The sequence below is a fragment of the Hymenobacter daecheongensis DSM 21074 genome (assembly GCF_900141805.1).
Lineage (GTDB): Bacteria > Bacteroidota > Bacteroidia > Cytophagales > Hymenobacteraceae > Hymenobacter > Hymenobacter daecheongensis.
Genome location: NZ_FQYN01000002.1, coordinates 318,910 through 345,858 on the forward strand (window position 1 = coordinate 318,910; position 26,949 = coordinate 345,858).

Consider the following 26,949-nt stretch of genomic DNA (forward strand, 5'->3'; position numbering starts at 1 on the left):
AGCCAATAATCCCTATTATGAATTTTATCCCGCTGGCACCCGCGGCCCGGCCCGGTGCCGCCCGATGAGCTTGTGCAGCTCCACGCTCCAGAACACGAGGCTGGACACGACCACCGTGAGGCCCAGCTCGGCCAGCGTGAGCGGCTGAGTGTGGAAAAGGCGGTTGAAGAAAGGCGTGTACACAATGAGCAGGTGCAGGACCACCGTCAGCACCACGGCTCCCAGCAGGGCTTTGTTGGAGAGCAGCCCAATGCTGAAAACCGACTCCCGGCGCGAGCGGATGGCCAGCGACAAACCCAGCTGGCTGAAACACAGCACAGTGAAGGCCATCGTTTGCCAGCGCGGCAGCCCCCGCCCAATGGCCCAGGCCTGCATTCCGACAGTGAGGCCCGCGATGAGCAAGCCCACGGCGAGAATAAACCAGCCCAGCCCGTCGGCGAAGATGGTCTGGCGCGGGTCGATGGGCGGGCGGCGCATGCTGTTTGGCTCGGAGGGCTCGTAGGCCAGGGCCAGGCCCGGCAGGCCGTCGGTTACCAGGTTGATCCAGAGCACGTGAATGGCCAGCAGCGGCACCGGCAACCCCAGCAGCGGAGCCAGAAACAGCGCCCCGATTTCGCCCGCGCTACCGGCCAGGATGTAGCGGATAAACTTGAGGATGTTGTCGAAGATGCGGCGGCCGTGGCGCACGGCTTCCACGATGGTGGCAAAGTCGTCGTCGAGCAGAATCAGGGCCGCCGCTTCCTTGGCCACCTCGGTGCCGCTGCTGCCCATGGCAATGCCGATATCGGCGTTTTTGAGAGCCGGCGCGTCGTTTACTCCGTCGCCCGTCATGGCTACGTACTGGTGCCGGGCCTGCAGGGCGCTGATAATGCGCAGCTTCTGTGCCGGATCGACGCGGGCGTACACGCGCACCCGCGGCACCAGCGCGGCAAAGGCCGGCTCGGCCAGGGCCGCCAGCTCCGGGCCGGTCAGCACCACATCATCATCCGACGAAATAATGCCCAGCTTCCGGGCAATGGCCTGGGCAGTAAGCTTATGGTCACCGGTAATCATGACCGGGATGATGCCGGCGGCCCGGCACTCGGCCACGGCCTGGCGGGCGGCTTCGCGGGGCGGGTCGAGCAGGCTGGCGAAGCCTAGGAAAGTGAGGCCGGTTTCTACGGCGGCGGGCGTGAGGTTGGTGGGCAGGGCGGGCAGCAGCCGGGCCCCGAAGGCCAGCACCCGGTAGCCCTGGGCGGCCTGCTCATCCACGCGCCGGGTCAGGTCGGGCACGGCGGCGTGCTGGCCGGCCGCCAGCCGCTCCAGCAGGCTGCCGGCACTGCCTTTGGTGAGCACCAGCACACCCTGCGCGGTCTGGTGCAGGGTGGTCATGCACTTGCGCTGCGAGTCGAAGGGCAGCTCAGCCAGGCGCGGAAACTGCCGCTCAAGGGCGGTGCGGCCGTATTCCTGCTCTTCGGCATACCGGGCCAGAGCCACTTCGGTAGAGTCGCCCAGCCAGTGGCCGGCGGCGTCGCGGGTGGTATCGGTGTTCAGGGCTAGGGCCGCGAGCAGCAGGTTGCGGCCGTCCAGGGCGGGCAGCGCGGCCGGCACTTCGTAAAGGTTCTCCACCGTCATCTGGTTGCAGGTGAGGGTGCCGGTTTTGTCGGTGCAGATGTAGGTGACCGAGCCCAGGGTTTCCACGGCCGGCAGCTTGCGCACCAGTGCCTGGCTTTTCATCAGCCGGCCCGCGCCCAGTGCCAACGACACGCTGACCAGCGCCGGCAGGGCCTCGGGCAGGGCCGCAATAGCCAGCGAGATGGACACCAGCAGCAGGTTTTCCCACGGCTCGCCCCGCAGCCAGCCCAGTGCGAAAAACAGCCCCCCGATGCCCACGGCCGCCACCGACAGCCGCCGACCCAGCGTGGCCAGCCGCTTCTGCAGGGGCGTTATCACCTCGGCCGTCTGGATGAGGGTGGCAATGCGGCCCAGCTCGGTGTGCATGCCCGTGGCCACCACGTAGGCCGTGGCGCGGCCGTTGGTCACGGCCGTACCCTTGTAGCCCAGGTTGAGCCGGTCGCCGAGCGGGTAGTCGCCGCTGGGCAGCGCCGCCGGGCTCTTCTCCGCGTTGGCCGACTCGCCGGTCAATGACGACTCGTCTACCCGCAGCGCGTGCGTTTCCAGGAAGCGCACGTCGGCCGGAATTATGTTGCCGGCTTCGAGCAGCACCACGTCGCCGGGCACCAGCTCGGCGGTGGGCACGGTGGCGGGCTGGCCGTCGCGCAGCACGCGGGCGTGGCTGGCCGCCATTTGCCGCAGGGCTTCCATGGCTTGGTCGGCCCGATATTCCTGCACAAACCCAATCACGGCGTTGAGCACCACGATGGCCAGAATCACGTAGGCCGAGCGGGCCTCGCCCACCAGCACCGACACGCCGGCCGCCGCCAGCAGCACCAGAATCATCACGTCGGCCAGCTGGTGCAGCAGCAACTGCCACACGCTTTTGCGGCGCGCATCGATCAGCTGGTTGGGGCCGTGTTCGGCCAGCCGCTGCCGGGCCGTAGCCGCGTCGAGACCGGTGGGGGCGGTCTGCAGCGCCTGCGCTACGTCCGCCAGCGGGGCCAGATGATACTCCATGCGGAAGCGTTGGCTAGTAGTGGGTTTAGCAGATTCAGAACCGGCCGGCCTAGCTACGCCCCCGGCTAAAGAACTGCGCGCTGACTGGCAAACCTTATGCGCAGCTCCAAGCCCGACCCATGATTTTTGTCACCTTCCTTTTGAAGCGGCAGCAAATGTGGTGGCCGGGCAGAGGCGGCCCAAAGTTTATAGATGCTGGCTCGTTCTCGCGTTACGCCTCACCCCCCGCCCCCTCTCCGAAAAGGAGAGGGGGCGCCGGACGAAAAACACAGGAAAATCAAGGCAGAACGTATCGACTCTACCCCACCAGCATGCCGGAGCCCGGCCGCGGCGCGGGCTTACTGCTCATTGAGCTGCCAGTTGTAATCGAGGTAGCTGATTTTGGTATTCGGGTCCATTTTGGTGGCCGCGTATCTGTTCACCCAGCTCACCACCGTCTGGCCATTGCTGGTCCAGTCGCCTTTGTACCAGTCGAAGTACTTGGAGAGCTGGGCGGCGGCTTTGCCGGGCTTGTTCTTGGCCGGGTTGTTCAGAAACTCGCGGCCCTGGTCGTCGAGCTGGCTTTCTAGCCGGGCAGCCGTATAGGCCTCGTTGCGCAGGCGCGGGCAGCTGATGGAGGCGCACACCAGCGCGAAATGAATCCGCGGGTCGTCGTACTTTTTGCGCAACGTGCCGTGCTCAATGTTGTCCAGGCTCATTTTCTCGCCGCCGATGGCGAAGAACTTAGCGGCCCAGGGCGTGGTCACGAACGGAATCTGGATTTTGGTGCCGATGTCCTTGATACTCTGCACCGGGTAGTGGTCCAGCACCAGCCGAATGGTGTAGGCATTGTAAGCGTTTATCCAGTAGGCAATCTGCTCTGGGCGGCTCCAGCCGGCCGCGGGCGGGTTTTTGCTCAGCAGCGCCAGGTATTGGTTGAACGCCGCCTGGTCGGCTTTCCAGGCCTTGTAGTTCACGAGCCCTTTCGGGTTGACGTACTTTTTCAGCAGCTTATCAAAAGCGCCGTGGTCGACTGCGGCGACCACCAGTGGCGTGGGTCGTGGGGCCATTGCTGTGGGCCGCGTGGGTGGGGCTCCGGCGCTGAGGGCCACTACAGTTAAAAACAGAGTGGGCAAAGAAAAGAGGGACATGGGCAGGGTTGTTTTTAAGTAGTTAGCGGTAAAAAAGCAGGATACCGGCTTCCCGTCCGGCGTATGTACCAGCCACGAAGTCACCCAGACCGCCGCCTAGTCCAGCTATACGTACGGCCCCCGCAGGAAAGATTTGACCAGCGCAAACTCCCCGCCGGTATCTTGTCGTAAGATATCGAGAATCATACCGCGCTACCGCAGCCTTGATGTCCTTGCTTCCGGCCCAAGCCTTATCGGTGGCACCTGCACCAGCTGCGCCAAAACGGTGAATCCGGTACTTTCCCTGCTTCTGCCTGCCTCATGACGACGCTCAGTATCATCATTCCTACCTACAACGAAGCCGCCAGCATTGGCGGGCTGGTGCGGGAGCTGCGCCAATATGCCGCGCCGCAACAGGTAGAAATACTGGTGGTAGATGCGGGCAGTCCCGACGGCACGGCCGACCTGGCCCGGCAGGCCGGCGCTACGGTGCTCTGCGCCCCCCAGCCCGGCCGGGCGGCCCAAATGAACTACGGGGCCCGGCAGGCAGCGGGCGAAATTCTGTATTTCGTGCACGCCGATGTAAGCATTCATCCCGAGTACGTCAGCACCATCCGGGAAGCGGTGGCCGGGGGCTTCGAGGCGGGCTGCTACCGCTTCCGCTTCGCGTCGCGGCATCCGCTGCTGCGGCTCAACAGCTACGGCACCCGCTTCCGGGGCCTCATGAGTCGGGGCGGCGACCAAACCCTGTTTATCACACGCGCCCTGTTTCAGCGCCTGCGGGGCTTCGACGAGCAGTATTGCATCATGGAGGATTTCGACATGATCCGGCGCATCCGGCAGTACGCCCGCTTCCTGATCGTGCCCAAAGACGTACTAGTGTCGGCCCGCAAGTACGAAACCAACGGCTGGCTGCGGGTGCAGGTGGCCAATCTGACGGCTTTCGCGCTGTTTTTCCTGAAGGTAGCGCCCGCCCGCATTGCCCGCACCTACAAGGCAATGCTCAACTACCGCTGATGCTGCCCCGCGTGCTTGTGACCGGTGCCAACGGCTTTCTGGGCCGCCACCTCGTGCAGCAGCTACTGGCACGGGGCTACCCGGTGCGGGCGCTGGTGCGCCCCCACTCGCCAACTCCCAACCCGCCGCTGCCGCCCCTTTCCTCGCTTCCTATTGAGGTGTGGGAAGGCGATATTACGCGGCCCGCCAGCGTGGCCGGCTGCGCCAATGGCTGCGGGGCCATCCTTCACGCCGCGGCCCTGGCGCAGGTAAATCCGGCCCGCGACCCGGCGGTGTGGGCCGTGAATGACGGCGGCACCGCCACGGTGCTGCAGCTGGCCCGGCAGGCCGGCATCAGCCGGCTGGTGTACGTGGGCACGGCCAACGTCTTCGGGTTTGGCAGCCGCCAGCACCCCGGCAACGAAACCCGGCCCTTCAGCGGCCAGCGCTACGGCCTAGACTACATGGACAGCAAGCGGGCCGCCACTGGGCGCGTGCTGCGGGCCGTGGCGCAGGAGCAGCTGCCCGCCGTGCTGGTGCATCCCACGTTTATGCTTGGCCCCGGCGATGCCCGCCCCACCTCCAATGCTCTGCTGCTGGAGCTGTACCACGGGCGGCTGCCGGGCTACCCGGCCGGTGGCAAAAACTACGTGCACGTCCGGGATGTGGCCGTCGCCACAGTCAATGCTCTCACCCAGGGTCGCGTTGGCGAATCCTACATTCTGGGCAACCAGAACCTCAGCTACCGCGACGCTTTTGCGCTGATGGCTCGCCTGATGGGCGTGCGCCCCCCGAGCCTGCTGCTGCCCCCGGTGCTGGCCCGCCTGTATGGCGCGGCCTGCGACGCGAAAGCGCGAACTACCGGCCGCCCGGCTCGGCTCAACTCCGCTATGGTGGCGGTGGCCAACGACGGGCACTACTTCAGCGCGCAGAAAGCCCGCGCCGAGCTGAGCCTGCCCCAAACGGACCTGGAGCAGGCCATCACGGAGGCTTTTCACTGGTTTAAAGCGCATCACTATGCCTGACGCCCAACCCCGGCCGGCTCCGGTCCTCAGCCCCGGACAGGTTCGGCCCGGCCCCTTTGCGGAGGCGGGCCGGGACGCGTTTGCGGGCAAAGTGGCGTTGGTAACCGGGTCCGAATCGGGTATCGGGCGCGAGACGGCGCGGGCGCTGTGCCGGCAGGGCGCGGCCGTGGTGCTCAACGGCCGCAATGCCCAGCGCCTGGCCCAGACCCGGCAGGAGTTTGAGGCGGCCGGCTTCGCCGTAACCAGCTGCGTGGCCGACGTAACGGACTACGCGGCCTGTGAGGAGTTGATTGCGGCGGCCCTTGAGGCGTTCGGGCAGCTCGATATTCTGGTCACCAATGCCAGCATCTCGCAGCGCGCCTACTTCGCTGATATGCGGCCCGAGGTGTTCCGGCAGGTGCTCGACAGCAACGTGTACGGCACGGTGTATCCGCTGAAAGCCGCCCTGCCCCACCTGACGCGGGCGCGGGGCAGCGTCACGTTCATCTCCTCTATTTCTGCCCTGAACGGAATGCCCAGCGGCTCGGCCTATTGCGCCGGCAAGGCGGCCGTGGCCAACCTGGCGCACACGCTGCGGCTGGAGCTGGCCCACACCGGCATTCACTTCGGGGTGGTGCACATCGGCTTCACCCAAAACGACCCGGACAAGCGCGTGCTGGATGCGGCGGGGCAGCCCGTGCCCATCGCGCACCGGCCGCCGCGCTGGCAGAAGTCGCAGGCCGAGGTGGCGGCCATTATTCTGGACCACATCCGCCGCCGCCGGCAGCGCACGGTCATCTCGACCCTGGGGCGGCTTATCGTACTGATTCATACCTACCTGCCCCGGCTCGGCGACTGGATCGTGCTGACCACCACGCGCCGCCTGCGGCATTTTTATGAATGAGCAAGCCAGTAAATCGGCTTGTCGCTCGTTCCCGTACGTCTTCCTCCTGCAACCAACTCCCGGTGCTGCCTGTTCTCTAAAGCTGATGATAAAATCCCTCAAATCCACCGGCCACGAGCTGGCTGATTCGGCCTTTCAACTGACCGTGCTCCGCCAGGAAGTGGTCGATACGCTGCGCCTGCCGCCGTTTCACGAAAAGCTACGGGGCGCGGGCCTGTTTCCGCTCGTGCCCGTAGCGCCCGGTGTGCTGCAGATCAACGTGGGCAAGATGTGCAACCAGGTGTGCCGGCACTGCCACGTGGATGCGGGCCCCGACCGCAAGGAAATCATGACCCGCCAGACGATGCAGTACTGCCTCGACGCGCTGGCGCAGACCGATATTCCGGTGGTGGACCTGACCGGGGGGGCTCCGGAGATGAACCCGGACTTCCGCTGGTTCGTGGAAGAAATCAGCAAGCTGGGGCGCAAAGTGCTGGTGCGCTGCAACCTGACCATCATTGTGGCCAACAAAAAATACTACGACCTGCCCGAGTTTTTCCGGCTGCACAACGTGGAGGTGGTCAGCTCGCTGCCCTTCTACAGCGCCGCCAAAACCGACAGCCAGCGCGGCGATGGCGTGTTCGAGGATTCGGTGCGGGCCCTGAAGATGCTCAACGCCGTGGGCTATGGCCAGGAGGGCTCCGGCCTGGTGCTCAATCTGGTTTTCAATCCGTCCGGGGCGTTTCTGCCCGGCGGCCAGAAGGGGCTGCAGGACCAGTTTAAGCGGGTTTTGCTCAAAGATCATGGCATTGTGTTCAATGAGCTGTTTGCCATCACCAACATTCCCGTGAGCCGCTACCTGGACTATCTGATTGAGTCGGGCAACTACGCGGGCTACATGGAAAAGCTCGTTACGGCCTTCAACCCGGCGGCGGCGGCGGGCGTGATGTGCCGCACCACGATTTCCGTGGGCTGGGACGGCGGCCTCTACGACTGCGACTTCAACCAGATGCTCGACCTGCACGTGGCCAGCCCCATCCAGCACATCCGCGACTTCGATGCCGCCGCCCTGAGCCAACGCGCCATTGTGGTCAATCAGCACTGCTACGGCTGCACGGCCGGCGCGGGCTCCAGCTGCGGCGGCACGGTAGCCTGATTCTCTAACTTATTGCTTAGCTGCTTGCTGGCCGATGGCTGAACACCTTCTCATTTTTGCCCGCCACCCCGAGCTGGGCCAGGTCAAAACCCGCCTGGCCCACACCGTGGGGCCGGCCGAGGCGCTGCGCGTGTACCGCGAGCTGCTGGCCCGCACCCGCACCGCCACCGATGGCGTGGCCGCCACCAAAACCTTGTGGCTGGCCGGCCAGCCGCTGGCCGCCGAAGCCGCATTCGACGACTGGACGGGCTACGCGCAATGCCCGCAGCCCGCCGGCGAGCTGGGCGAGCGAATGCACCAGGCCTTCGCCGCCGCATTTCGGGCCGGGGCCACCGCCGCCGTCATCATCGGCACCGACTGCCCCGAGTTGACCACGGCCCACCTCAGCGCCGCCTTCGCGGCGCTGGCCCACCACGACCTGGTGCTGGGCCCGGCCCTCGACGGCGGCTATTACCTTCTGGGGATGCGGACTTTGGTGCGCGACGTATTCGAGAATAAGCCCTGGAGCACCGCGGCCGTGCTGGCGGCCACCCTGGCCGATGCCGACCGGCTGGGCCTGCGCGTCGCGCAGCTGCCGGCCCTGCAGGATATCGACACCGCCGACGACTTGCGCGCCTGGCAGCGCCGGGCGCTTTTAAAAGCCTGATTTTCCGGCGCTGTAGCGCCCAACTCCCAAGAATTCCCTGCCCAAAACCAGCAGCAGCAGCCGACAGCGCTCCGGCGGGGCCACTGCCACCGGCCGGGGCCGGTTTTGTACCTTTGTGCTTCCTTATGTCCGATCTTTCCCTGCCTTCCGCTTCACCCGCTCTGCCGCCCACGCTGGCGGCGGCCCACCACGAGATTCTAGCCCTGCGCACCGCGCTGGCGGCCGCCGGGCAAGCCCCGCCGGCCGCCACCCAGACCTACCTGAATATCCTGCTCAGCTCGCTGCCCAATGGCCTGCTGCTGCTGGATGAAAACGACCGGGTGGTGCTCGTCAACGATGCCTACTGCCGGCTGCTGGGGCTGCCGCTGCCCGCGGCCGGGTTAGTCGGCATGGCCAGCGCCGAGCTGCTCCCGCTGGTAGCGGCGCAGTTGACTGATCCGGCCGCGTTTCGGGCAGCGGCGGCCGCCGCCAACGGACAGCAAAATCCCGATCCGAACTACAAAGTGGCGATGCCGCTGCTCGACGGGCGCACGCTGGAACTGGACTTCATTTCGCACACCGATGCCCACGGGAACCAGCTCAGACTGGTACATTATTGCGACGTGACCGAGCGCAACCGCACACAGGAAGCGCTGCACGCGCTGGCGCGCTTTCCGGAGCAGAATCCGAACCCGGTGCTGCGCTACGGCCGGGAGCGGCAGCGCCTGTATGCCAACGCGGCGGCCGAGCGCCTCGCCTCGGAAGTGCCGGCCGACGAGCTGCAGCAGATTCGCGCCCGCCTGCACGATTTGACCACGCAGGCTCTGGACAGCGGCGAAACCAGCCGCATTGAGCTGCACTCGCAGGGACGCTACTTTAATACGTGCCTGGTGCCCAATAATGACGAAGGCTACGTGAGCATCTACATGGTGGACGTCACGGATCTGAAGCAGATTCAGCAGGCGCTGCTCGACCGCGAAAAGCGCTACCGTGACCTGCAGCACTACACCCAGGCCATGATTTGCACCCACGCCCTCGATGGCACGGTGCTCAGCCTGAACCCGGCCCTGACCAACCTGCTGGGCTACTCGGAGCAGGAGCTGGCCGGCCGCAACATGGCTTCGGTGATGCCCGCCGAAGACCAGCCCGGCTTTGCCGAATACCTGGAGCGCATCGGGCGCGTGGGCGAAGAGCAGGGTGTGCAGCGCGTGCAGCCCCAGGACTCCGACAGAATTCATTACTTGCTCTACCACAGCGTGTTGGTGCGCGAAGCCAACCAGAAGCCCTTTGTCATTGTGCACTCGCACGATATTTCGGAGCGCATTGAGGGCGAGCGAGCCCTGCGGCAGGCCAAGCGGGCGGCCGAAGATGCGGCCCGCGCCCGCACTAATTTTCTGGCCAACATGAGCCACGAAATCCGCACGCCCCTGAACGGCGTGCTGGGCATGGCCGCCCGCCTCGACAAAACGGCGCTCAACCCGCAGCAGCGCGAGCTGGTGGGCATCATTCGCTCGTCGGGCCAGCACCTGCTCACCGTCATCAACGACGTGCTGGATATGGCCAAGATCAGCTCCGGCAAGCTGGAGCTGAACATTGAGTCGTTCAACCTCTGCGACTCGATGGGGCAGGCTGTGCAGCCGCTGGCTTTGCAAGCAATGGAAAAAGGCCTTCGCTTTGAGGGCACGCCCCTGCGCGACAGCTGCCCCTACCCGTGGGTGCTGGGCGATGCGCACCGCCTCAACCAGATTCTGATTAATCTGGTCAGCAATGCCATCAAGTTTACGCCGGTGGGCGGCAGCGTAACGGTGGTGGGCGAACTGCTGGCCGAAACCGCCGAAGAGCTTACCGTCGAGTTTCGGGTCACGGATACCGGCATTGGCATTGCGCCGGAAAAGCTGGAGCACATCTTCGAGAACTTCACCCAGGCCTATGCCGATACGGCCCGCAACTTTGGCGGCACCGGCCTGGGCCTGAGCATCAGCAAGGCCCTGATTCAGCAGATGGGCGGCACGCTCAGCGTGACCAGCGTGCCGGGCCAGGGCAGCACCTTTGCTTTTTGCCTGAGCCTGCCCCGCGCCACCGCCCTCGCCCAGGAAATCCCCACGGCCGCCTACGATACCGGGGCGCTGCGCGGCCGCCAGGTGCTGCTGGTGGAAGACAACGAGATAAACCGCGTGGTGGCCCGCCTGCTGCTCGAAGAATGGGGCGTGGTGCTGGATGAGGCCGAAGACGGCCCCGCGGCCCTGCGCAAGTTTGAGCAAGCCCCCTACGATCTGGTGCTGATGGATATTCAGCTGCCCGGCATGAACGGCATGGCCGTGACCGCCGCCATCCGCCAGCACCCCGACCCCGTGCGGGCCGCCGTGCCCATCGTGGCCCTCACGGCCAACGCTTTTTTGTCGGATGCCGAGCAGTACCTGGCCGCCGGCATGAACGACTGCGTGGCCAAGCCCTTCGACGAAAACCAGCTGTTTGAGAAGCTGGTGCGGCTGCTGAAGCCCGCCGCCCCGCTCTACGATCTGGCCCAGCTGCAGGCGCTGGCGCGGGGCAAGCAGTCGTTCGTGCAGACGCTGGTGCGCTCCTTTCTGCACAACGTGCCCACCACGCTGGCCGGCCTGCAGGCTGCCGCCGCCGCCGCCGACCACGCCGAGCTGGCGCGGCTGGTGCACTACATCAAGCCCAACCTGATTGCCTTCGGCATCAGCCGCGCCCTGCCGCTGGTAGCGGAGCTGGAGCTGCTGACGGCCGGCCCCCCCGCGCCCCGCGTGCCGGCCGCCGTGGCCGAGCTGACTGCCCTGCTGCAGCAGGTGCTGCTGGCGCTGCCCGCCGAGCTGGCTGCCCCGGAGCTGCTGTAGGCGAGGCGGCAGTTTGGCCGCTACTGGTGCCGAGCCACCCGGCGCTGGTGGCGGCCAGACTGCCCCAAAACGTAGCGGGCTTGTTTGTATCTTTGCGCCGCGGCCGGGTTTTCCGGCTGCAAAGTCCGTTCCCAGGGTGATTTAGTCCGGCTTTTGACTGCTAAATCCGGTGGGGCAGCCAACGTTTCGGGCGGGTTTGCTGTTAAACCTGCGGCCACGGGCTGCTCATTTTTTGTTTTCTGCATGACCAATTCGATTTCCACTGATATCTGCATTATCGGCGCCGGGCCGGTAGGACTTTTCGCCGTTTTTGAGGCTGGTTTGTTGAAGCTGCGTTGCCACGTGGTAGATGCTTTGCCGCAGGTGGGCGGGCAGCTTTCCGAGATTTATCCCAAGAAGCCGATTTATGACATTCCCGGCTTCCCCGACATTCTGGCCGGCGACCTGGTGCGCAACCTGATGCGCCAGATTGAGCCCTTCCACCCTACTTTCACGCTGGGCGAGCGGGTCGAGCACTTCCGTAAGCTCGACGACGGCACGTTTTCCCTCACCACCGCCGACGGCACCGAGATTCTGTGCAAGGCCATTGCCATTGCCGGCGGCCTGGGCTCGTTTGAGCCCCGCAAGCCCGCCATCGACAGCCTCGACACGTACGAGGCCGGCAAGGGCGTGTACTACATGGTGCGCGACCCCGAAACCTTCCGCGACCAGCGCCTCGTCATTGCCGGCGGCGGCGACTCAGCCCTCGACTGGACCATCTTTCTGGCCGACGTGGCCAAGGAAGTGACGCTGGTGCACCGCGGCACCACGTTCCGCGGGGCCGCTGACTCAGCCGAAAAGGTGAAAGCCCTGCACGATGCCGGCAAAGTGCGCCTGGTGCTGAGCAGCAACGTGACCCACGTGCACGGCAACGGCAGCCTGGAGGCCGTCACCATCACGGCCAACGGCGGCGAAACCGAGAGCCTGCCGGTCGATTCGTTTATTCCGCTGTTCGGCCTCACGCCCAAGCTCGGCCCCATCGGCGAGTGGGGGCTGGAGCTGGAAGACGACGCGGTGAAGGTGAACACGCTGGACTACTCCACGTCGGAGCCCGGCATTTTCGCCATCGGCGACATCAACACGTATCCGGGCAAGCTGAAGCTGATTCTGTGCGGCTTCCACGAGGCGGCCCTCATGGCCCAGGGCGCTTTCAAGCACATCAACCCCGATAAGAAATACGTGCTCAAATACACCACCGTGAACGGGGTGCCCACTCTTTAAAAGTAGCGGCAAGCTATAAGCCGCAAGCTGCAAGCTCGTTCAACTTAGTCAGGACGTTTGCAGCTTGCGGCTTATAGCTTGTGGCTTGAAGCTAAGCAAGATGACTGACGAAGTACGCGTGTATGTGGAGGAAGCGCCCGGCCACCGGCGCGAGGTGACAGGGCCAACCGATATGGGGCTGAGTCTGATGGAATTGTTGAAAGCCGATGGCTACGATATTCAGGCTACCTGCGGCGGTATGGCGCTGTGCGGCACCTGCCACGTAGAGGTGCTGGCCGGCCCCGAGCTGCCCGAGCCCTCCGACGATGAGCTGGCCATGCTGGAAAGTCTGCCCGTGATGAGCCAGGGCAGCCGCCTCTCCTGCCAGATTCGCCTCACCGAGCGCATGGACGGCCTGGTGGTGCGCCTGATGCCTCAAAACACGTAGGCCAGGCACAATTTAGCCCGTGTGCGCCGCGTTAAGGCGGCATGGCTATTTCTACTTTTGGTACTTATTCTTTTAACCGCGGACTCTGGGGCTGCGGTTTTTTGTTGTCTGTCGGCTTCGCGCCCGCTCACGCCCAGCGCGGCCCTGAACTGAGCCTGAGTGGCGGGCCAGTGCTAAGCCGCGCCGCGCTGACGCGGCACAACTTGCCCGATAATTTTCAGATATGGTCCGGGTTCCATGTTGGTGCCGCGCTGCGCCTGACGCTGCCCGTGCGCCCCTGGCTGGGTCTGGGGCTGGAACAGCGCATCACTGGGCTGCCCCGGGGATTCACTTACCGCGTCGAAAACAGCAGCCGGGGAACCAGCATCGGCAGCGAAGCACTGTATCAATACGGAGTGCGGGCCGTGCTCTACGACGTATGGATGCCGGGGCCGCGCTGGGCAATGGACGTGGCCCTTACCGGCTCCTACGCCCTGCCGCTATACAACGCCTACCAGCACAATGGCCCGCTCTGGCACACCGCCGCCGACACCCGCCCCACTACAACCCGGCCCCTTATTGCCGTCACCGAAACCCAAAGCGGCGGCACGCCCATGGCCGGCCTGGAAGCGCTGCTACACTTCGAACTGAGCCCACGCCAATCCTTGCTGCTCACGGCCACCTACCAGCGTGGCCTGCGCCGGTTCAGCGAAATCCGCTCTACCCAGGCCGATTTCCTCGACGATACCGGCACCCTGCAGCAGGGCAGCTTTGTGGCCAGCAGCCGTGGCTCCTACGCCGCCGTGCAGCTCGGCTACGGCCTGCGCCTGGGGGCCGCAGAGCCCCGCCGCCTGCCCACGCCCCGCACTCCGCGCTACGGGGCCCAGCCCACTGATGCAGACGAGTTGCTAGGTGACCTGGAGACAAACGAGTAGCGCCAGCGTGCGGTATAACAGCCGCAGCGCGGCGGCAGGTTTGTAGAGAATTGTGCCTAAAACAATTCAAAAGCCGCGTAGCGGTGACAGAGCCGTTCGGGCATTTCTGTCACCGCTATGCGGCTTTTCCTTCTCTACCGGTTTCCCTACTACAAACCTGTCGCCGCTACGCGGCTTTCTTGCAACGCTAAAATAGCCGTATGCTGGCTTTTACCGGCGGCGCTTCTTGTGTACCACTTTCTTCTTGGCTGCGCCGGATTTGCTGGTTGTTTTGCGCTTGTGGGCCGAAGAAGTAGCGCGGTGGTGCGTGGTGCGGCGGCGATGATACGTGCGGTGCGGGGCGGCTTTGGCGGCCGGGGCGGCGGTTTCCTCGGGCTTGGCTTCTTCGGGGCCGATGAAGGAGGCCTGGGCGGTGGCCTGCTCAATGGCTTCGTCGTGGGAAGCTTTGAGGGCGGCGGCCTGCTTGCGGCGCACGGGCATCAGAAAATCCCGCTCGGCCCGCTCCCGCGCCGAGAGCTTTTCTTCGCCGGGCAGCTTGGTGACGGGCACTGCCACTGCTGCTCTGGGCTCGGAGGTATTTCTGGCACTTTGCGCAACACACGGGGCGCTGCTCAGCAGCAACCCAACAACTACATAAAGGCTTCGCATTGACATCGTTTCAAAAACTCGGAAGCCGCAAAATTACGGCCAGCCGGCGCAGCTCGCAAGCCCCCGTTTTTGTTCGGCCGTGCCAAAGCCGTTTTCAGCGGCCTGAGGCAAGCCTGCAATCTGAAAAATCCAGCTTTTTCCTATTTCTCCCCTAGCGCGCTGATTTGCACCCGCGTACCGGCCGAGTGCGCTTCGAATTCCGGCGCATACAGGCACTGAATCTGGCTCAGGCCGCCCGAGAAATTACCGCCCTGGGTGGCCCGCAGCCGGTATTCGAAGGTGTGCGTGCCTTTGGGAAAGAAGCCGATGAAGAAGTTGGTGGCCGCGTCGCGGGGGCTCTCGTAATAGCCCAGGCCGCTCTGGTAGCGGTAGCCCGAGGTCTGGCCGATCAGCTCCAGGCCGGCGGCGCGCTGGTCTTTGAGATGCACGTACTCCAGGTCGCGGTCGGCGCGCAGCACGAGGCGCACCACCAGCACGTCGCCCACTTTTAGGGGTGCGGCGGCGGTGAGAGGCTCCAGCACGGGGCCGCCGGCAGTGCGCTGCTCGCGGTAGAGCTGGCGCTCCAGCTGCACGGGCGTGGCGGCGGGCGTTATTTTATCAATCTGCTCGAAATACTGCCAGTACAAGGCGCCCCAGGCCACGCCGGCATCGGTTTTCTGCACCGTCACGCGGCCCTGCGCGGCCTTGATTTCGGCGGCCACCCAGGTCGTTTTGAAGTAGCCGGTGCCGGCCTGCTGGGTGGTGGGCACCACGGCTTTGCCTCCTACTGACACCTTGATAGGCTGAACTGGCCGGAGCCAGTCGGAGCCGCGCAGCAGCAGGGCGTAGCAGGCATCGGCGGTGGCGCGGGTGCTGGCCCAGCTCTGGGTTTGCTTCTGCTTGAGCAGCCAGAGCTTCATCTCATCCACCGCTTTCTGGTCGTTATTGATTTCGTCGAATGCCTCGATGAGCGTGGCCTGGGTTTCGGTGGGGGCTTCGCGCCAGTAGTAGCCGCCGCGCACATCTTTCCAGTACATGCCCAGCTCGGGGCTGTGCAGAGCGTTTTCGCTGAGGGCCGTAAGGATATCTTTCACCGCGGCCGGCGCCGCTTTCTGCCGGTGCAGGGCCAGCGCCAATTGGGCCTGCAGGTAGCGCGTACGGTTGGGCCAGAACGTGGCGGCCTGCTGCTGATAGTAGGCCAGCGCGGGCTGCGCCGCCTTCGCCACGGGCTGCTGAGGCCAGAAGCTGCGGGCGTACAGGGCCTGAATGTGGAGGTCAACGAGGTGGTCTTTTTTCAGGTCCGCGCCCTTTTGGCGGCGCAGCTCGGCGTAGTCGTTCTGCAGCTGCTCGTCGAGGTAGCGCAGGGCATTTTCGAGCAGAGGGCGGGCTTTCTGATCCTGCAAAGCATCGAATGCCCCGAGCCGGCGCAGCTTGCCAAAGCCGGCCACGATGACCTGGGTGATGTAGCGGTCATCGGGCATTTTGTCGAACCACGGGAAAGCGCCGTTCGGGGCCTGCAGCAGGGTGAGCTGCTGTAAGGCGCGGGCAATTTCGGCGCGTCCGCGCGCTTCGTCGAACAGCTCGCCCAGCCGCCGCATCCGCTCCGTCTCCGATTGGGCATCGCGCACCCAGGGCGTTTCCTGCAGCAGCAAGCTTTTCAGCTCTTGGTTCTGCTCCAGCTTGCTGGTGAGGGCAGTTTTATCACCGCTGGCGGCGGCCCGCTGCCACTCGGCCAGCACGGCTTTCAGGCGCGGGTTGCTCTGCAGAATCTTCGCCGACAGCATGTTGGCATACAGCCGGCTGAAGATCTGCTCGGAGCCCTGGTACGGATACTCCATCAAATAAGGCAGGGCCTGCACGGCGTACCAGGCGGGGTTTTCGGTCATTTCCAGCGTGAGCGAATAGTTGCGCCGCGTGGCCGAAGTAGTGCTGACAAGCTTCTCCAGCGCAAACTCCCGCGTAGCCGGCCCCACGATGGGCAGCGGCAGGCTTTCGGTGATGAGCATGCGGTTGGGCAGCACCGGCAGCGTGTTTTCCTCGCCGTCTTCGATAGTTGTTAGTTGTTGGTTGTCAGTTGTTGCTTTGTTCTGGCGGCGCTGCTTGCTCCGCTCCTTTTTCTCCTTCCCTGAAAACTCTCCCCGCGCCACCACGCGGTAGGTAATGGCTTCGAGCGGCACCTGGCCTTCGGCGGTTTCCGGGATGCTCAGGTTCCAGCTCAGGGCCTGGCTTTGGTTGGCGCTCAGATCGAATTTCAGCTGGGCCGCGCTTTTCAGCACGCGACTATCGATGGGCTGCTGGGTGCGGGCATCGAAGAGCAGCAGCTGGGCGGTGCCCTGCATGGGGTCCGCAGTTAGGTTGCTGAGCTTGGCCGAGAAGGTGAGCTGGTCGCCTTCGCGGAAGAAGCGCGGGGCGTTGGGCGTCACCTGGAGCTGCTTTTGCGTCACCAGGTCGCGGCGGAGCAGGCCGCTGTGCAGGCGCAGATCGTGGGCCAGGGCCAGCAGCTGCCAGCGCGTCACGGCCTCGGGCATTTGGAATTCGAGCACGGTTTCGCCCTGGGCATTGGTGCGCAAATCGGGCAGCCAGAAGGCCGTTTCGCGGAAATCCTGGCGGGCCGGCACCAGCGAGAGGTCGGGCGGGCCGGCGGCGGGGGCTTTGCCTTCCAGCCCCTGCGCGTCCGCGGCATTATCGGTGTTACTTTGCACCGTGGCGGAGGCCATTTCTATCATCGGGGCCGCCATTTTGCTGCGCGCGCCTCTAAGATGAACACTCATCCCAGTGGCTTTCCCCTGTACAGCTTGGGTCACCCTTACTCCCTGCAAACCCGACTGGTCAGCCATTTCCAGGCCCCCGCCGTAGCCGTAGTACTGGCCAAACGCGCCCCAGGTATTGAGCTGCGGCCAGGCAATTTCGGCCGGGTACGGGCTTAGCTTCATCAGAAACAGCACCCGCGGCACGAGTGCGCCAAACTCGCCCTGCCAGCCGAAACGAGGCGGATAGTAGCTGCCGCCAAACGCCAGCGCCTCAAAAAAGTGCGGCCGGAAAGCGTCCAGCGACTGGTCATAAAGCGTGGCCAGCAGCTCGGCGGCGGCGGGTTTGCCATCGGCCTGCCGGATGGTGATGCGCCAGGTTTCCTTCTGGCCGGGCAGCAGCTTGTCGCGGAACGTGGCGATGCTCAGACGCAGCGGCGCGGGCGGCGCGGCCACCTGCACCGTGGCCGTGTGGCGGTAGATGCGGTTGTCGCGGACCTGGGTGGTATGCACGAAAAGCGGCGTGGCCAGGCCGGCCGTATCGGCCGGCACTACCACGCGGCGCTGCTCATTGGCGGCCAGCGTAAGCCATTCTTTGCGCAGCAGCCGGCTGCCGGCTTCCACCTCCACCAGCACGCGGGCCCCGGCGTGGCGGCTGCCTACCAGCACGGTGGCCGACTGACCGGGCGCCACGGAATCCTGCAAACTCACAAACCAGTCGGGCGTGGCGTAGGGAATGGTAGCGGCCTGCGAATCGTAGAGTGTGAAGCGCTGCGCGGCCTGGGCCGAATCGGCGGTGGCGGCGCGGGCCTGCAGCTCGTAGCGGCCGGTGGGCAGCGTGGCCAGCAGGGCGCTCAGCTCGGGCAGGCGGGTGTTTTTTTCGGTGTCGAAGGGCAGCTCGCGCAGTAGCTTTTGGTCGAATTCCTGACTGTCGTCATTAGCGGGAATATTCTCCGGCACGCCGGCGGGCTGGGGCTTGGGCGTGAGCGAAAACAGGCGTAGCGTGCCCGCCACGGGGCGCGGCTGGCCGGTAGCGCCGGTGCTCAGCAGCTGCACGGGCGGCAGCTTTTGCCGATCAAGCATAGTAGGCAGCACCAGCTGCAGCTGCACCGGCTGATTGCCCAGCACCACGGCCTGGACGCCGGTGCGGGTTTCGCCGGCAGCGTCGGTCACGTCGGCGGTGGCCTCAAACTGGTGGCCGGGCTGCCAGCGGTAGCCATCGGCAGCCTCGCCCGGCGCGGCCACGAAGCGGATGCTGAACCGGCCCTCAGCATCGGTCTGGGCAGTGCCGTGGGCAATTTCGGTTTCGCCCGGCCCCAGCGGCCGGCCGGGGCCCATTTTGCCGTAGCCGCCGCGGCCGCCGTAGCTGAACAGGGGCAGCAGCACGCGGCGTACCACGCGGTAGTTCACGCGGGCCCCATCCACGGGCTGGCCGGCGTAGGCCACGGCCCGGCCGCGCAACACTAGCTCTTTGCCCAGCTCGGGCGTGCCCGCCACGGGCTCAAAGGTGACGGCAAACGTGGGCCGCTTGTAGTCTTCCACCGCGAAGCTGATGCTGCCGTGGTCGGTTTGCAGGCTCATTTCGCCGTTCAGCAGACTGGTGGGCAACACAAACGAGCCGTGAAAGCTGCCGAAACCGGAGCTGGTGTAGGGCAGCGTCTGCACGGTTTGCCCGTTCACGTCCACCAGCCGCACGCTGCCGGACTGGCGGGCCAGCACGTGGGCTTTGCCCCGCAGGCTTTCGGTCAAAATGCCCTTGAAATACAGCGTTTGGCCGGGACGGTAGATGGCGCGGTCGGTAAACAGAAACGTGCGCGTCTGGGCCTGCTCCCGGGGCTCGTAGTAGGCCGAATGGTAGCGACCGAAGCCGCCAAGCTGCATGGTATCGGGGCCGCGCACGATGCGAATCCAGTCGAGGTATTCGCGGCCCGCGCTGATGTCCGCGTTTTCGGGCGCGGGGGCCGGGAAGTGCAGCTCGCCCTGGGCATCGGGCTGCTGGGCGGGGCCGGCACGGTGGCTGATTTTGCGCGTCACTGGGTCGTAGCGCGCATAGGTGGGCAGCACCTGTGCGTCGGTGAGCAGCGCGCCGCTCTGGCGGTGCAGCAGCAGCACATTGTTCAGGCGGGCGCGCTCGTCGAAATGGGTCAGGGCGCTCAGCTCGCTCACGGCCAGCACGCCGTAGCTGGTGGCGCTGCCGGGCTGGTTTTTGGTCGGGTTATCGGCTCGGTTGCTCAGCAGCAGCAGGTAGTGCCCCACAGGCAGAGCAGGCCCTGCCCCTACCACCTGCTGCGGCCGGTAGGGCGCGGCGGGCGGCGGCACCGGCAGGCTCCAGGTGGCAGCCGGGGTGGCAGCCAGGGCGCGGGCGTAGCGCCGCTCAAAGGGCACCTGCTGCCGCTCCTGCGAATCGGAGTAGCGCTGCCACTCGGCCAGCGTGAGCCGGTAGGCCCACAGGTGCAGCGTTTTCACGTTACGGGCCGTGGCCTCCAGTCGCCACGCCCGGTTGGGCAGCACCACCGCATCGGCCCCGAAGCCCACATTAGCCTGCTCGATTTCCTCACGCACCCGGCGGGCCATTTTCGCTCCGCGCGAGTTGGGAAAGCGGCTTTCGGCGTCTTTGGCCAGCTCTACAGCCTTGCTGGGGTCGTTGCCTTTATATTCTTCGGCCAGCCGGGCCCCAAATTCGGTGCCGATGGGCAAGTCGGCATAGTCGGCGGCCAGGCGCTCCAGCGTGGTTATATAATTCAGCCGGGCTGTAGAAGCGCCCTGCTGCCGCAGAAAATCGACGCGCTTCAGGTCCACGGCGGCCAGGGCGGGGCGGTTTTTCGCATCCAGTAGTCGGAATTGGGTAAGCTGCTGCAGCGCCTGCAAAGCATGGAAGCGGCTGTTGAGCGAGTCGGCGGCGGGGGCGCTTAGCGGCAGCGCGGCAAACTCGCGGGCCGAGCCGAACAGGGCCGGCGCGGTGAGCTGAAACTGCGCGCCGGGCCGGGTGATATAAAATTCTTCATTCTGCAGGTCGTCGATGGCGCGGTGAGCCAGCAGGTCGTAGAGCGTGGGGCGCAGCTGGCGGCCTTCGACATCGCCGCCCGCCACGGAGTAGCCCAGCGCGGCCAGCCGGAGCTGCTGCTGGCGCTTGGGCTCATCCTGCAGCGAGGCCCGATAGTGCCGCACCACGGCGCTGCCGAGGCGGGCCGCGTCCCAGGTGCGCAGGTCGTTGGCGCTGGCATCGGCGGAGTCGGGGGCGGCGGCGCGGGTGCGGTCGTAGAGCTGGTAGCGGTGCTGCTGGTAGTAGCGGGCGTAGAGCTGGCCCAGCAGGCTATGCAGAATGGGGCGGGCCGGGAAGCGGGCCGTCTTCAGGTCGGTTTCGAGCAGGCCAATGGCCTTTTCGTCGGCTTCTTCTTCCTTGGCCTGCAGCAGGCGCAGCTTATACAGCACCGCCCGGAGGTACTCCGGCGCATCCTGCTGCTGGCGGGCGGCCAGGTAGATTTCCTCTACCAGCTTGCCGGCCGAGGCAGTCTGGTTTTTCTTCAGCAGGGCATCAATCTGCTTCCACTTCCGGGGGTCGGGCCCGCCGGGGTTGGGCGGTGAGGACTGCGAAGAACCAGTGGAAAACAGCATCAGCAGGGCGAGTAAGCTCAGCAGGAAGGGACGCATACGGCAGATTCGGGTGGGGTGGCAAGGAAGGCAAAATTCAGATGCCCTGGCGGGCAGAATTCCACAGCGCGGCCGGGGCGGCAGCAAAATGCGGACGGATTCTGCCGCTGCCTCTAAACGCCGTTGTCCTCCTCTATTGGTGCTTTACCAACGGAGGAGGACAACGGTTTCTTATGCTTGTGCAGCCTCAGCCGGCGCTAGTCAATCACCATGCCCACGCCATCGAGCACGCGCTCGGCTTGCTGCACGTGGCGCTTCAGGTGCACCACCAGCAACTCCAGCTGGTCGGTGAGGCGCAGGTAGAGCAGAGGAATGACGGGGTTGGGAATGCGGATGCCGTTGGCATTCACGGTGCGCGCCTGCTCCACCAGGTTGGCCAGCTCGTCGAGCTGGCGGCTGAATACCTCCACCACGGTGCGCGGCAGGCGGCTGCCGCTGGGCGCGTACTGCTGCGGCGACTGCAGGGGTTTTTCGCTGGCCGGCGTTTGCATGGCCACAATCAGCTTGCGGCCAATGAAGCCCGTTTTCACGGTTTCGGCGGGTTTGCTGCCGCTTTCCTGCGCCTGCTTGAGCTTGCGCGCCATCACGGGCAGCACGTGGCCGCCGATGATATTCAGATGCTCCAGGCACTGCCCGATGCTCCACTTGCCGGGGGCCGGGCGGCGGTTGAGCTGGTCGTCGGAAAGGGGGCGGAAGCGCTGCGCGGTCAGCTCGCGCAAGGCCCGCAGCTCGGCGGCAAGCTGGTCCAGAAATTCGGTGGTGCGGGGGGCGGTTTGGCTCATAACGATGGCGGCGCGGAAGATAGGGCGGGCAACCAGCCGTAATATTACGCGCTCTGGCTGGTTTCTTGGCAATTACGTGCCGATTTGGCAATCATTTTCCCCCGGATTCCCGGTATCTTGCCGCCATGCTTTATCCCCGATTCTGGCTGGTAGCGCTGCTGCTGGCCGCCTTTTATCCGTTTTTCGGAGCCCATGCCCAGGCCGTGCCCAACCCCGGCGAAAACATTGCTTCCCTGGTTACCTTCGGCGCGCAGGGCGACCAAAGCTGGGGTGATGACGACCACACCCAAACCTTCTTTTTCCTGATTCCGAGCGGCAACCGCCAGGCCGTGTACATCCGCGTGTATGACCCCGACTGCGGCGGCCAGCTCGACGAAGCCAAATTTGGCTGGAACACCACCACCGATTTCAGCCTGTATGGCGGCCCCGGCGCGCACAGCGGCCCCGATGCCCGCACCAATCAGCCCACCGGCAAGTACCGCTCGGGCACGCTGCTCAAGCAGCAGACGTTCGGCAGCGAGGCCACCTACGATGGCAAGTGGTTCACCTTCGGGCCGCTCAATCCGCTGGAGGGCGAGCTGGTGCCCGAGTTTCAGGGCCACGTGTTCAAGCTCATTGCCCAGGGCAAAACCGGCGACGACGGCAACCTGTACCGCTACTTCCTGAGCACCAGTCCCACCCAGAACATTGCGGTGGAAGGCGGCAACGCCTTCACCTACGAATACGCCTTCCGCCTCTCGCCCCAGCGCCAGGCCCGCACCCACCTCTACCCGTTCGTGAATGACCGGGTGGTCAGCATCCGGCAAAGCAACTTCGACCTCGACGGCGACGCGACGCTGAAGATTTTCAGCGTCGCCAAAAACGGCCACAAGGCTACCGTCAGCGCCGATAACGTGTGGGCGCAGAGCGTACACCCTATCACGGCCAAGGAGCAGGGCCTGTCGCTGGATCTGCAGCTCACCTCCATTTCCAAAGCCGCCAACGACCTGGTTTTCTACGTCACCGACCAATACGACGTGGCCCTGCCCTTCTTCGCCATTCCGCTCGGCGGCCCGCCGAAATATCAGTACGATGTGGATGTGAAAATCCGGCGGTAAGGGCCGGGTGGAAGGGCTGCGTGTAGTTTGTCCTCTGCGCCGCCTGTCATCCTGAGCCCCGCGAAGGACCTTCCTCTTTCTGCACTGCAAAACTCCTTTCAACGCCCAAAGCCCTTTACCGCTGCAACGGTAATGGGCTTTGCTCATTTCAAAAGCCTCTTCACTTAACGGAGGAAGGTCCTTCGCTCTGCTCAGGATGACAGTCGATTATATAACAGCAGGCGCAAATAGATGGTAGCACTTTGAATTACTGCACGGCTTCTCTATCTAGCAGAGCTAATTAGAATTATCGTGCAGAATATCCCCGTTAACAAAAGGCCGTCCGGCTGGCGGCGCTACCTGCGCCGGCATTTTGGCTTCTCGCGCCGCGAAACCTCCGGCTTCGTTTTCCTTTTTCTGCTACTGCTGTTCTGGCTGGCAGCCCCGTGGCTGCTGCGCCCCGCGCTGCCGGCCTACGACCCCGCGCCCGACCAACGGCAGCTCGACCAGCTGGCTACGGCGCTGGCGGCCCAGCGGCAGCCGCGCGTATACGTTTCGCGCTACCCGCGCCGGCCGTATGCCCGCCGCCCGGCCGTGCCGCAGGTGGCGCTGGCTCCCTTCGACCCCAATGCCCTTTCGGCCCCCGACTGGGAGGCCCGCGGCCTGCCGGCCTACGTGGCCAAGCGCCTCGTGCATTTCCGCGACGTTATCGGCGGTTTCAAAGCCAAAGCCCAGATAAAGCGCACCTACGGGCTGCCCGACTCAGTATACGCCCGCCTGGCGCCTTATATGCAGCTGCCCGACCAGCTGCCGCCCCGCGCCGCCCGCCCACCGCGCGACTACGCCGCTTATGCCGGCAGCCGCTATGCGGGTAAAGAATTCGGCCCGAAGCCGCCCGGCAAATTTCCGCGCAAGCCCACGCACCTGGCCGCCTTCAACCTGAACACGGCCGACACGACGCAATTGATGCAGATTCGCGGCATCGGGCGCGGGCTTTCGGCGCGGGTGGTGGAATATCGGCAGCGGCTGGGCGGCTTTCTGGGCCCTGGGCAGCTAAGCGAAATCTATAGCCTGCGCGACGCGCCGGACCTGGTGGACAGCCTGCGCAAGTACACGTTTGTGACGCCCGGCTTTACCCCGGCGGGGCTGGATGTGAACAATGCGCCGTTTGAAGCCCTACAGACGCACCCGTATATGGGCAAGCGGTTGGCCCGCGTGGTAGTGGCTTTCCGCCAGCAGCACGGCCCCTTCCGCCAGCCCGACGACCTGCGCCAGATCCGGATTCTGGATGCCGCCACGCTGGAAAAGCTCCGACCGTATCTGCGGTTTTGAGGCTGAGGCCTTGCGCCCGCGCTACAGCTTCACGGCCATCACCATGCCTGCGGCACCGCCGGGCGCATAAGTGGGCATCAGCAGCAGCTTTTCGGCTACCTTGGCGGGCAGCAGCCGGGCCGCATATGGGTAGGCCCGCCACACAGCCTCGGCCGACAAGAACCCAATGCCGGCGCCGGCCACCACGTCCGTAATCCAGTGCTTGTTGTGCAGAATGCGCATGGCCCCGGTGGCAGTAGCCACCGCGTAGCCGCCCACGCTGATCCAGGGGTTGGTTTTGCCGAACTGCTCGTGCAGCAGCGTGGCGGCCATAAAAGCCTCGCTGGTATGCGACGAGGGAAAGGAGCTGAAATCGGTGGGGTTGTCGGGGCGCGGCTCGCGGCAGATGCGCTTGAGGTTGCTGGTCACGCCGGCATTGAGCTGGTGGGCGGCCAGATAGATAAGCGAGAAAGGCACCGCGCCGCGGGCCGGCTTCACGCCGGCCAGATGCAGGGCGTAGGCCGCCACCATGGGCACGCGGCGCGTGTAGTCGTCGAGGCGGGTGCGAAAGGTGGGAAACGTCTGCAGTGCCTCCTCCCGGATTTCCAGCCGGGCCATCCGGATCAGCTTCTGCTCGCGCCCCCAGTAGCTCACTCCAATCAGCGTGAGCGGAATGCCCACGCGCAGCACCACGGGAGCTATTGTCCGCCTCACCAACGGAGTTGCTCCGGTGGGCTTGGCTGCCAGAATCGGCGCTACGCGCTGGATAGAATCGGACTGGACCGCCGTTGCCGGCACCTGGGCCCGGACCTGAAAGCTGCTGGCCAGGGTCAGCAGCAACCCCAAAACGTAGCGAAACATCATAAAGCAGACTGATTAGAAGCAGGTTAAGTCCAGCAATTTAGGATTTATCCACTTCAGCGCAAGCCGGATCAGACCGGCGGCAGCCGTTTTTTTTAGCCCCGCCGCGACGGGTTGCGTATGCACGGCCAAGAGCCAGGCGGCGGCCCAAACTACGGGTTGCCGGGTCAAATGCCTCTTTAAGTCACTTTCATATGCTGTTTCTGTTGCGCGACAAGCTTTTTCCGGTGCTGGTGTTTCTGCAGTCGGTGCTGTGCGGCTGCGCCGCCGACGACGGCCGCGGCAACTTCGACAAGGTGAGCCAGGCCTACGACATCAAGCTCATTGGCCGCCTCGACAAGGAAAAAGTGGTGGAAAGCTCAGGCCTTGAGTTGACCGGCACCGAAGACGACCTCTGGACCCACGGCGACGGCGGCAACACGGCCATGCTCTACCACATCACCCAGCAGGGCGACCTGCTCCGGACCGTGAACCTGGCCCCGCTCACCAACATGGACTGGGAAGACCTGGCCCGCGACCCGGCCGGAAACCTCTACATCGGCGACTTCGGCAACAACCAGAACAAGCGCCGCAACCTGAGCATCTACCGCCTCGCCAGCCCCGATTTCAAGCAGGTGGATACCATTCGGTTTCGCTACCCCGATCAGCACGCATTTCCGCCCAAAAAGCCCCGCCGCAACTTCGACTGCGAGGCCTTCTACTTCTGGCAGGACAGCCTGTATTTGTTCACCAAAAACCGGGGCGAGGGCCACTGGGTGAAGCAATACGTGCTGCCCGCCCGCCCCGGCAGCTACACGGCCCGCCTCGCCGACAGCATCCGTATCAACACCTGGATAACGGCCGCCGACATCAGCCCCGATGGGCAGCGCGTGGCCCTGCTCGGCTACGGCCACGTGTACCTGATTGAGCGGCTGCCGGGCCGCAAGCTGTTCGACGGTGCTAAAAGTTGCCTGCCCATTCCTTCCAGCGGCCAGGCCGAAGCTGTCGTTTTTGTGAATAATCACGACTTTGTTTTCAGCAACGAAAAAGGCAAGCTCTACAAGGCCGGCCGCAAGTAGATGGAGGGTCTTGGCTAAGTCTCTCTTACGCTTCTCAATACATAACTCATCTTCCCTAAATCTTCTTTCCAATGGCGCAAACGATTCTGGTAACCGGAGCTACGGGCACCGTGGGCTCCGAGCTGGTGAAGGCCCTGGCCAACCGCGGCCTTGTGGTGCGGGCCGGCGTGCATTCGCTCATCAAGGGCGAGCGGCTCAAGCAGCTCAACCCCGAGGTGCAGCTGGTCGAGATAGAGTACGCCCGGCCCGAGAGCCTGCACGTAGCCCTAACCGGCACCGACCGCGTGTTTATGATTACGCCGTTCAGCGAAGATCAGGTGGCCATCGGCAAGCGCATCATTGATGCGGCCAAGCAGGCCGGCGTGCAGCAGGTGGTGAAGCTTTCGGCCGCCGGGGCCGAGGCAGAGCCCGGCATTCAGCTGGGCCGCTGGCACCGCGAGATGGAGCAGTATCTGGAGCAAAGCGGACTGCCCTACACGCTGCTGCGCCCCGGCAGCTTTATGCAGAACTTCCTGACGTATAATGGCGAGGCCATCCGGACCGAAGGCAAGCTATATCTGCCGCTCGGCGAGGCTAAAGTCAACTACATCGATGCCCGCGACATTGCCGCCACCGCCGCTGCCATTCTGAGCAGCCCGGTGGCCGAGCATCAGGGCAAAGCGTATTTCCTCTCCGGCCCGGCCGCTGTGGGCGGTACTGATGTTGCTGCCGCGCTCAGCCAGGCCACCGGCCGCTCCGTCAGCTATGTAGATGTGCCCGAGCAGGCCGCCGCACAGGCTATGGCCCAGGCCCCCGCCTGGCTCCGCGACAGTTTGCTGGAGCTGAACCACATCAGCAAAAACGGCCACGCCGCTGGCCTTTCGCCCGTGGTAGAGCAGCTCACGGGCTGCCCGGCCCGCAGCATCGAGCAGTTTGCCAAAGACTACCGCCAGCAGTTTCAGGCCGCGCCGGCCACCTAGCCTGCCAGGGCTTTCTACTGAAACAAAAAAGGCTT

19 protein-coding genes are annotated in these 26,949 nt (G+C 64.8%); 13 read left to right on the forward strand and 6 right to left on the reverse strand.

Annotated features, from left to right (window positions below; translation table 11 throughout):
• Positions 1–24: 24 nt before the first annotated feature.
• Both BUB62_RS04275 and BUB62_RS04280 read right to left on the reverse strand, forming a co-directional pair.
• Complete coding sequence (locus BUB62_RS04275; protein ID WP_073106611.1) at positions 25–2,613, reverse strand: cation-translocating P-type ATPase; 2,589 nt, start codon at positions 2,611–2,613, stop codon at positions 25–27.
• 338 nt (positions 2,614–2,951) lie between these two features.
• The gene (locus tag BUB62_RS04280) at positions 2,952–3,743 is read right to left on the reverse strand and encodes a DUF547 domain-containing protein (protein ID WP_084538821.1); all 792 of its coding nucleotides are present in this window, start codon (positions 3,741–3,743) and stop codon (positions 2,952–2,954) included.
• A 300-nt stretch (positions 3,744–4,043) separates the two neighbouring features.
• On the opposite strand from BUB62_RS04280, the gene BUB62_RS04285 reads away from it, so the two are divergent.
• The 9 genes from BUB62_RS04285 (at position 4,044) to BUB62_RS04325 (ending at position 13,842) form a co-directional block, all read left to right on the forward strand.
• Positions 4,044–4,739, forward strand: a complete 696-nt coding sequence (locus BUB62_RS04285; protein WP_073106615.1) for a TIGR04283 family arsenosugar biosynthesis glycosyltransferase — start codon at positions 4,044–4,046, stop codon at positions 4,737–4,739.
• Positions 4,739–5,743 (forward strand): NAD-dependent epimerase/dehydratase family protein, encoded by a 1,005-nt coding sequence (locus tag BUB62_RS04290; RefSeq protein WP_073106616.1) that lies wholly within the window; start codon positions 4,739–4,741, stop codon positions 5,741–5,743. Before BUB62_RS04285 ends, BUB62_RS04290 begins: the two co-directional genes overlap by 1 nt.
• On the forward strand, positions 5,736–6,626 hold the full coding sequence (locus BUB62_RS04295; RefSeq protein ID WP_073106619.1) for an SDR family oxidoreductase: 891 nt from the start codon (positions 5,736–5,738) through the stop codon (positions 6,624–6,626). Before BUB62_RS04290 ends, BUB62_RS04295 begins: the two co-directional genes overlap by 8 nt.
• Positions 6,627–6,714: 88 nt before the next feature.
• Positions 6,715–7,761 carry an arsenosugar biosynthesis radical SAM (seleno)protein ArsS gene (arsS, locus tag BUB62_RS04300; RefSeq protein ID WP_073107307.1) on the forward strand — a complete coding sequence of 349 codons (1,047 nt, stop codon included), beginning with the start codon at positions 6,715–6,717 and terminating at the stop codon, positions 7,759–7,761.
• Positions 7,762–7,795: 34 nt separating this feature from the next.
• Complete coding sequence (locus BUB62_RS04305; RefSeq protein ID WP_073106620.1) at positions 7,796–8,407, forward strand: TIGR04282 family arsenosugar biosynthesis glycosyltransferase; 612 nt, start codon at positions 7,796–7,798, stop codon at positions 8,405–8,407.
• A gap of 125 nt (positions 8,408–8,532) precedes the next feature.
• On the forward strand, positions 8,533–11,241 hold the full coding sequence (locus tag BUB62_RS04310; protein ID WP_073106623.1) for an ATP-binding protein: 2,709 nt from the start codon (positions 8,533–8,535) through the stop codon (positions 11,239–11,241).
• Between the two features lie 243 nt (positions 11,242–11,484).
• Positions 11,485–12,501: an NAD(P)/FAD-dependent oxidoreductase gene (locus tag BUB62_RS04315; protein ID WP_073106624.1), complete on the forward strand. Its 1,017-nt coding sequence runs from the start codon at positions 11,485–11,487 to the stop codon at positions 12,499–12,501.
• 100 nt (positions 12,502–12,601) lie between these two features.
• On the forward strand, positions 12,602–12,928 hold the full coding sequence (locus tag BUB62_RS04320; RefSeq protein ID WP_073107310.1) for a 2Fe-2S iron-sulfur cluster-binding protein: 327 nt from the start codon (positions 12,602–12,604) through the stop codon (positions 12,926–12,928).
• 104 nt (positions 12,929–13,032) lie between these two features.
• Positions 13,033–13,842 carry a hypothetical protein gene (locus BUB62_RS04325; RefSeq protein WP_073106627.1) on the forward strand — a complete coding sequence of 270 codons (810 nt, stop codon included), beginning with the start codon at positions 13,033–13,035 and terminating at the stop codon, positions 13,840–13,842.
• A gap of 210 nt (positions 13,843–14,052) precedes the next feature.
• On the opposite strand, the gene BUB62_RS04330 is transcribed toward BUB62_RS04325, so the two are convergent.
• The 3 genes from BUB62_RS04330 to BUB62_RS04340 all read right to left on the reverse strand — a co-directional run bounded on the left by BUB62_RS04330 (position 14,053) and on the right by BUB62_RS04340 (position 21,649).
• Complete coding sequence (locus tag BUB62_RS04330) at positions 14,053–14,397, reverse strand: hypothetical protein (RefSeq protein WP_143164022.1); 345 nt, start codon at positions 14,395–14,397, stop codon at positions 14,053–14,055.
• Positions 14,398–14,630: 233 nt separating this feature from the next.
• Positions 14,631–20,867 carry an alpha-2-macroglobulin family protein gene (locus tag BUB62_RS04335; protein WP_073106630.1) on the reverse strand — a complete coding sequence of 2,079 codons (6,237 nt, stop codon included), beginning with the start codon at positions 20,865–20,867 and terminating at the stop codon, positions 14,631–14,633.
• A gap of 197 nt (positions 20,868–21,064) precedes the next feature.
• Positions 21,065–21,649, reverse strand: coding sequence for a DinB family protein (locus tag BUB62_RS04340; protein WP_073106632.1), 585 nt, complete (start codon positions 21,647–21,649; stop codon positions 21,065–21,067).
• Between the two features lie 125 nt (positions 21,650–21,774).
• Between BUB62_RS04340 and BUB62_RS04345 the strand changes: the two genes are divergently transcribed.
• Both BUB62_RS04345 and BUB62_RS04350 read left to right on the forward strand, forming a co-directional pair.
• Positions 21,775–22,746, forward strand: coding sequence for a hypothetical protein (locus tag BUB62_RS04345; RefSeq protein ID WP_073106633.1), 972 nt, complete (start codon positions 21,775–21,777; stop codon positions 22,744–22,746).
• Between the two features lie 291 nt (positions 22,747–23,037).
• Positions 23,038–24,057, forward strand: coding sequence for a ComEA family DNA-binding protein (locus tag BUB62_RS04350; RefSeq protein WP_084538822.1), 1,020 nt, complete (start codon positions 23,038–23,040; stop codon positions 24,055–24,057).
• 21 nt (positions 24,058–24,078) lie between these two features.
• Here the strand turns inward: BUB62_RS04350 and BUB62_RS04355 are convergent, their stop codons facing one another.
• Positions 24,079–24,900, reverse strand: a complete 822-nt coding sequence (locus tag BUB62_RS04355; RefSeq protein WP_073106636.1) for a phosphatase PAP2 family protein — start codon at positions 24,898–24,900, stop codon at positions 24,079–24,081.
• Positions 24,901–25,091: 191 nt separating this feature from the next.
• Here BUB62_RS04355 and BUB62_RS04360 point away from each other — a divergent pair, with 191 nt between their 5' ends.
• Both BUB62_RS04360 and BUB62_RS04365 read left to right on the forward strand, forming a co-directional pair.
• Positions 25,092–25,955 (forward strand): hypothetical protein, encoded by an 864-nt coding sequence (locus BUB62_RS04360; RefSeq protein ID WP_073106637.1) that lies wholly within the window; start codon positions 25,092–25,094, stop codon positions 25,953–25,955.
• A gap of 71 nt (positions 25,956–26,026) precedes the next feature.
• Positions 26,027–26,914, forward strand: a complete 888-nt coding sequence (locus BUB62_RS04365; protein WP_073106639.1) for an SDR family oxidoreductase — start codon at positions 26,027–26,029, stop codon at positions 26,912–26,914.
• Positions 26,915–26,949: the final 35 nt, after the last annotated feature.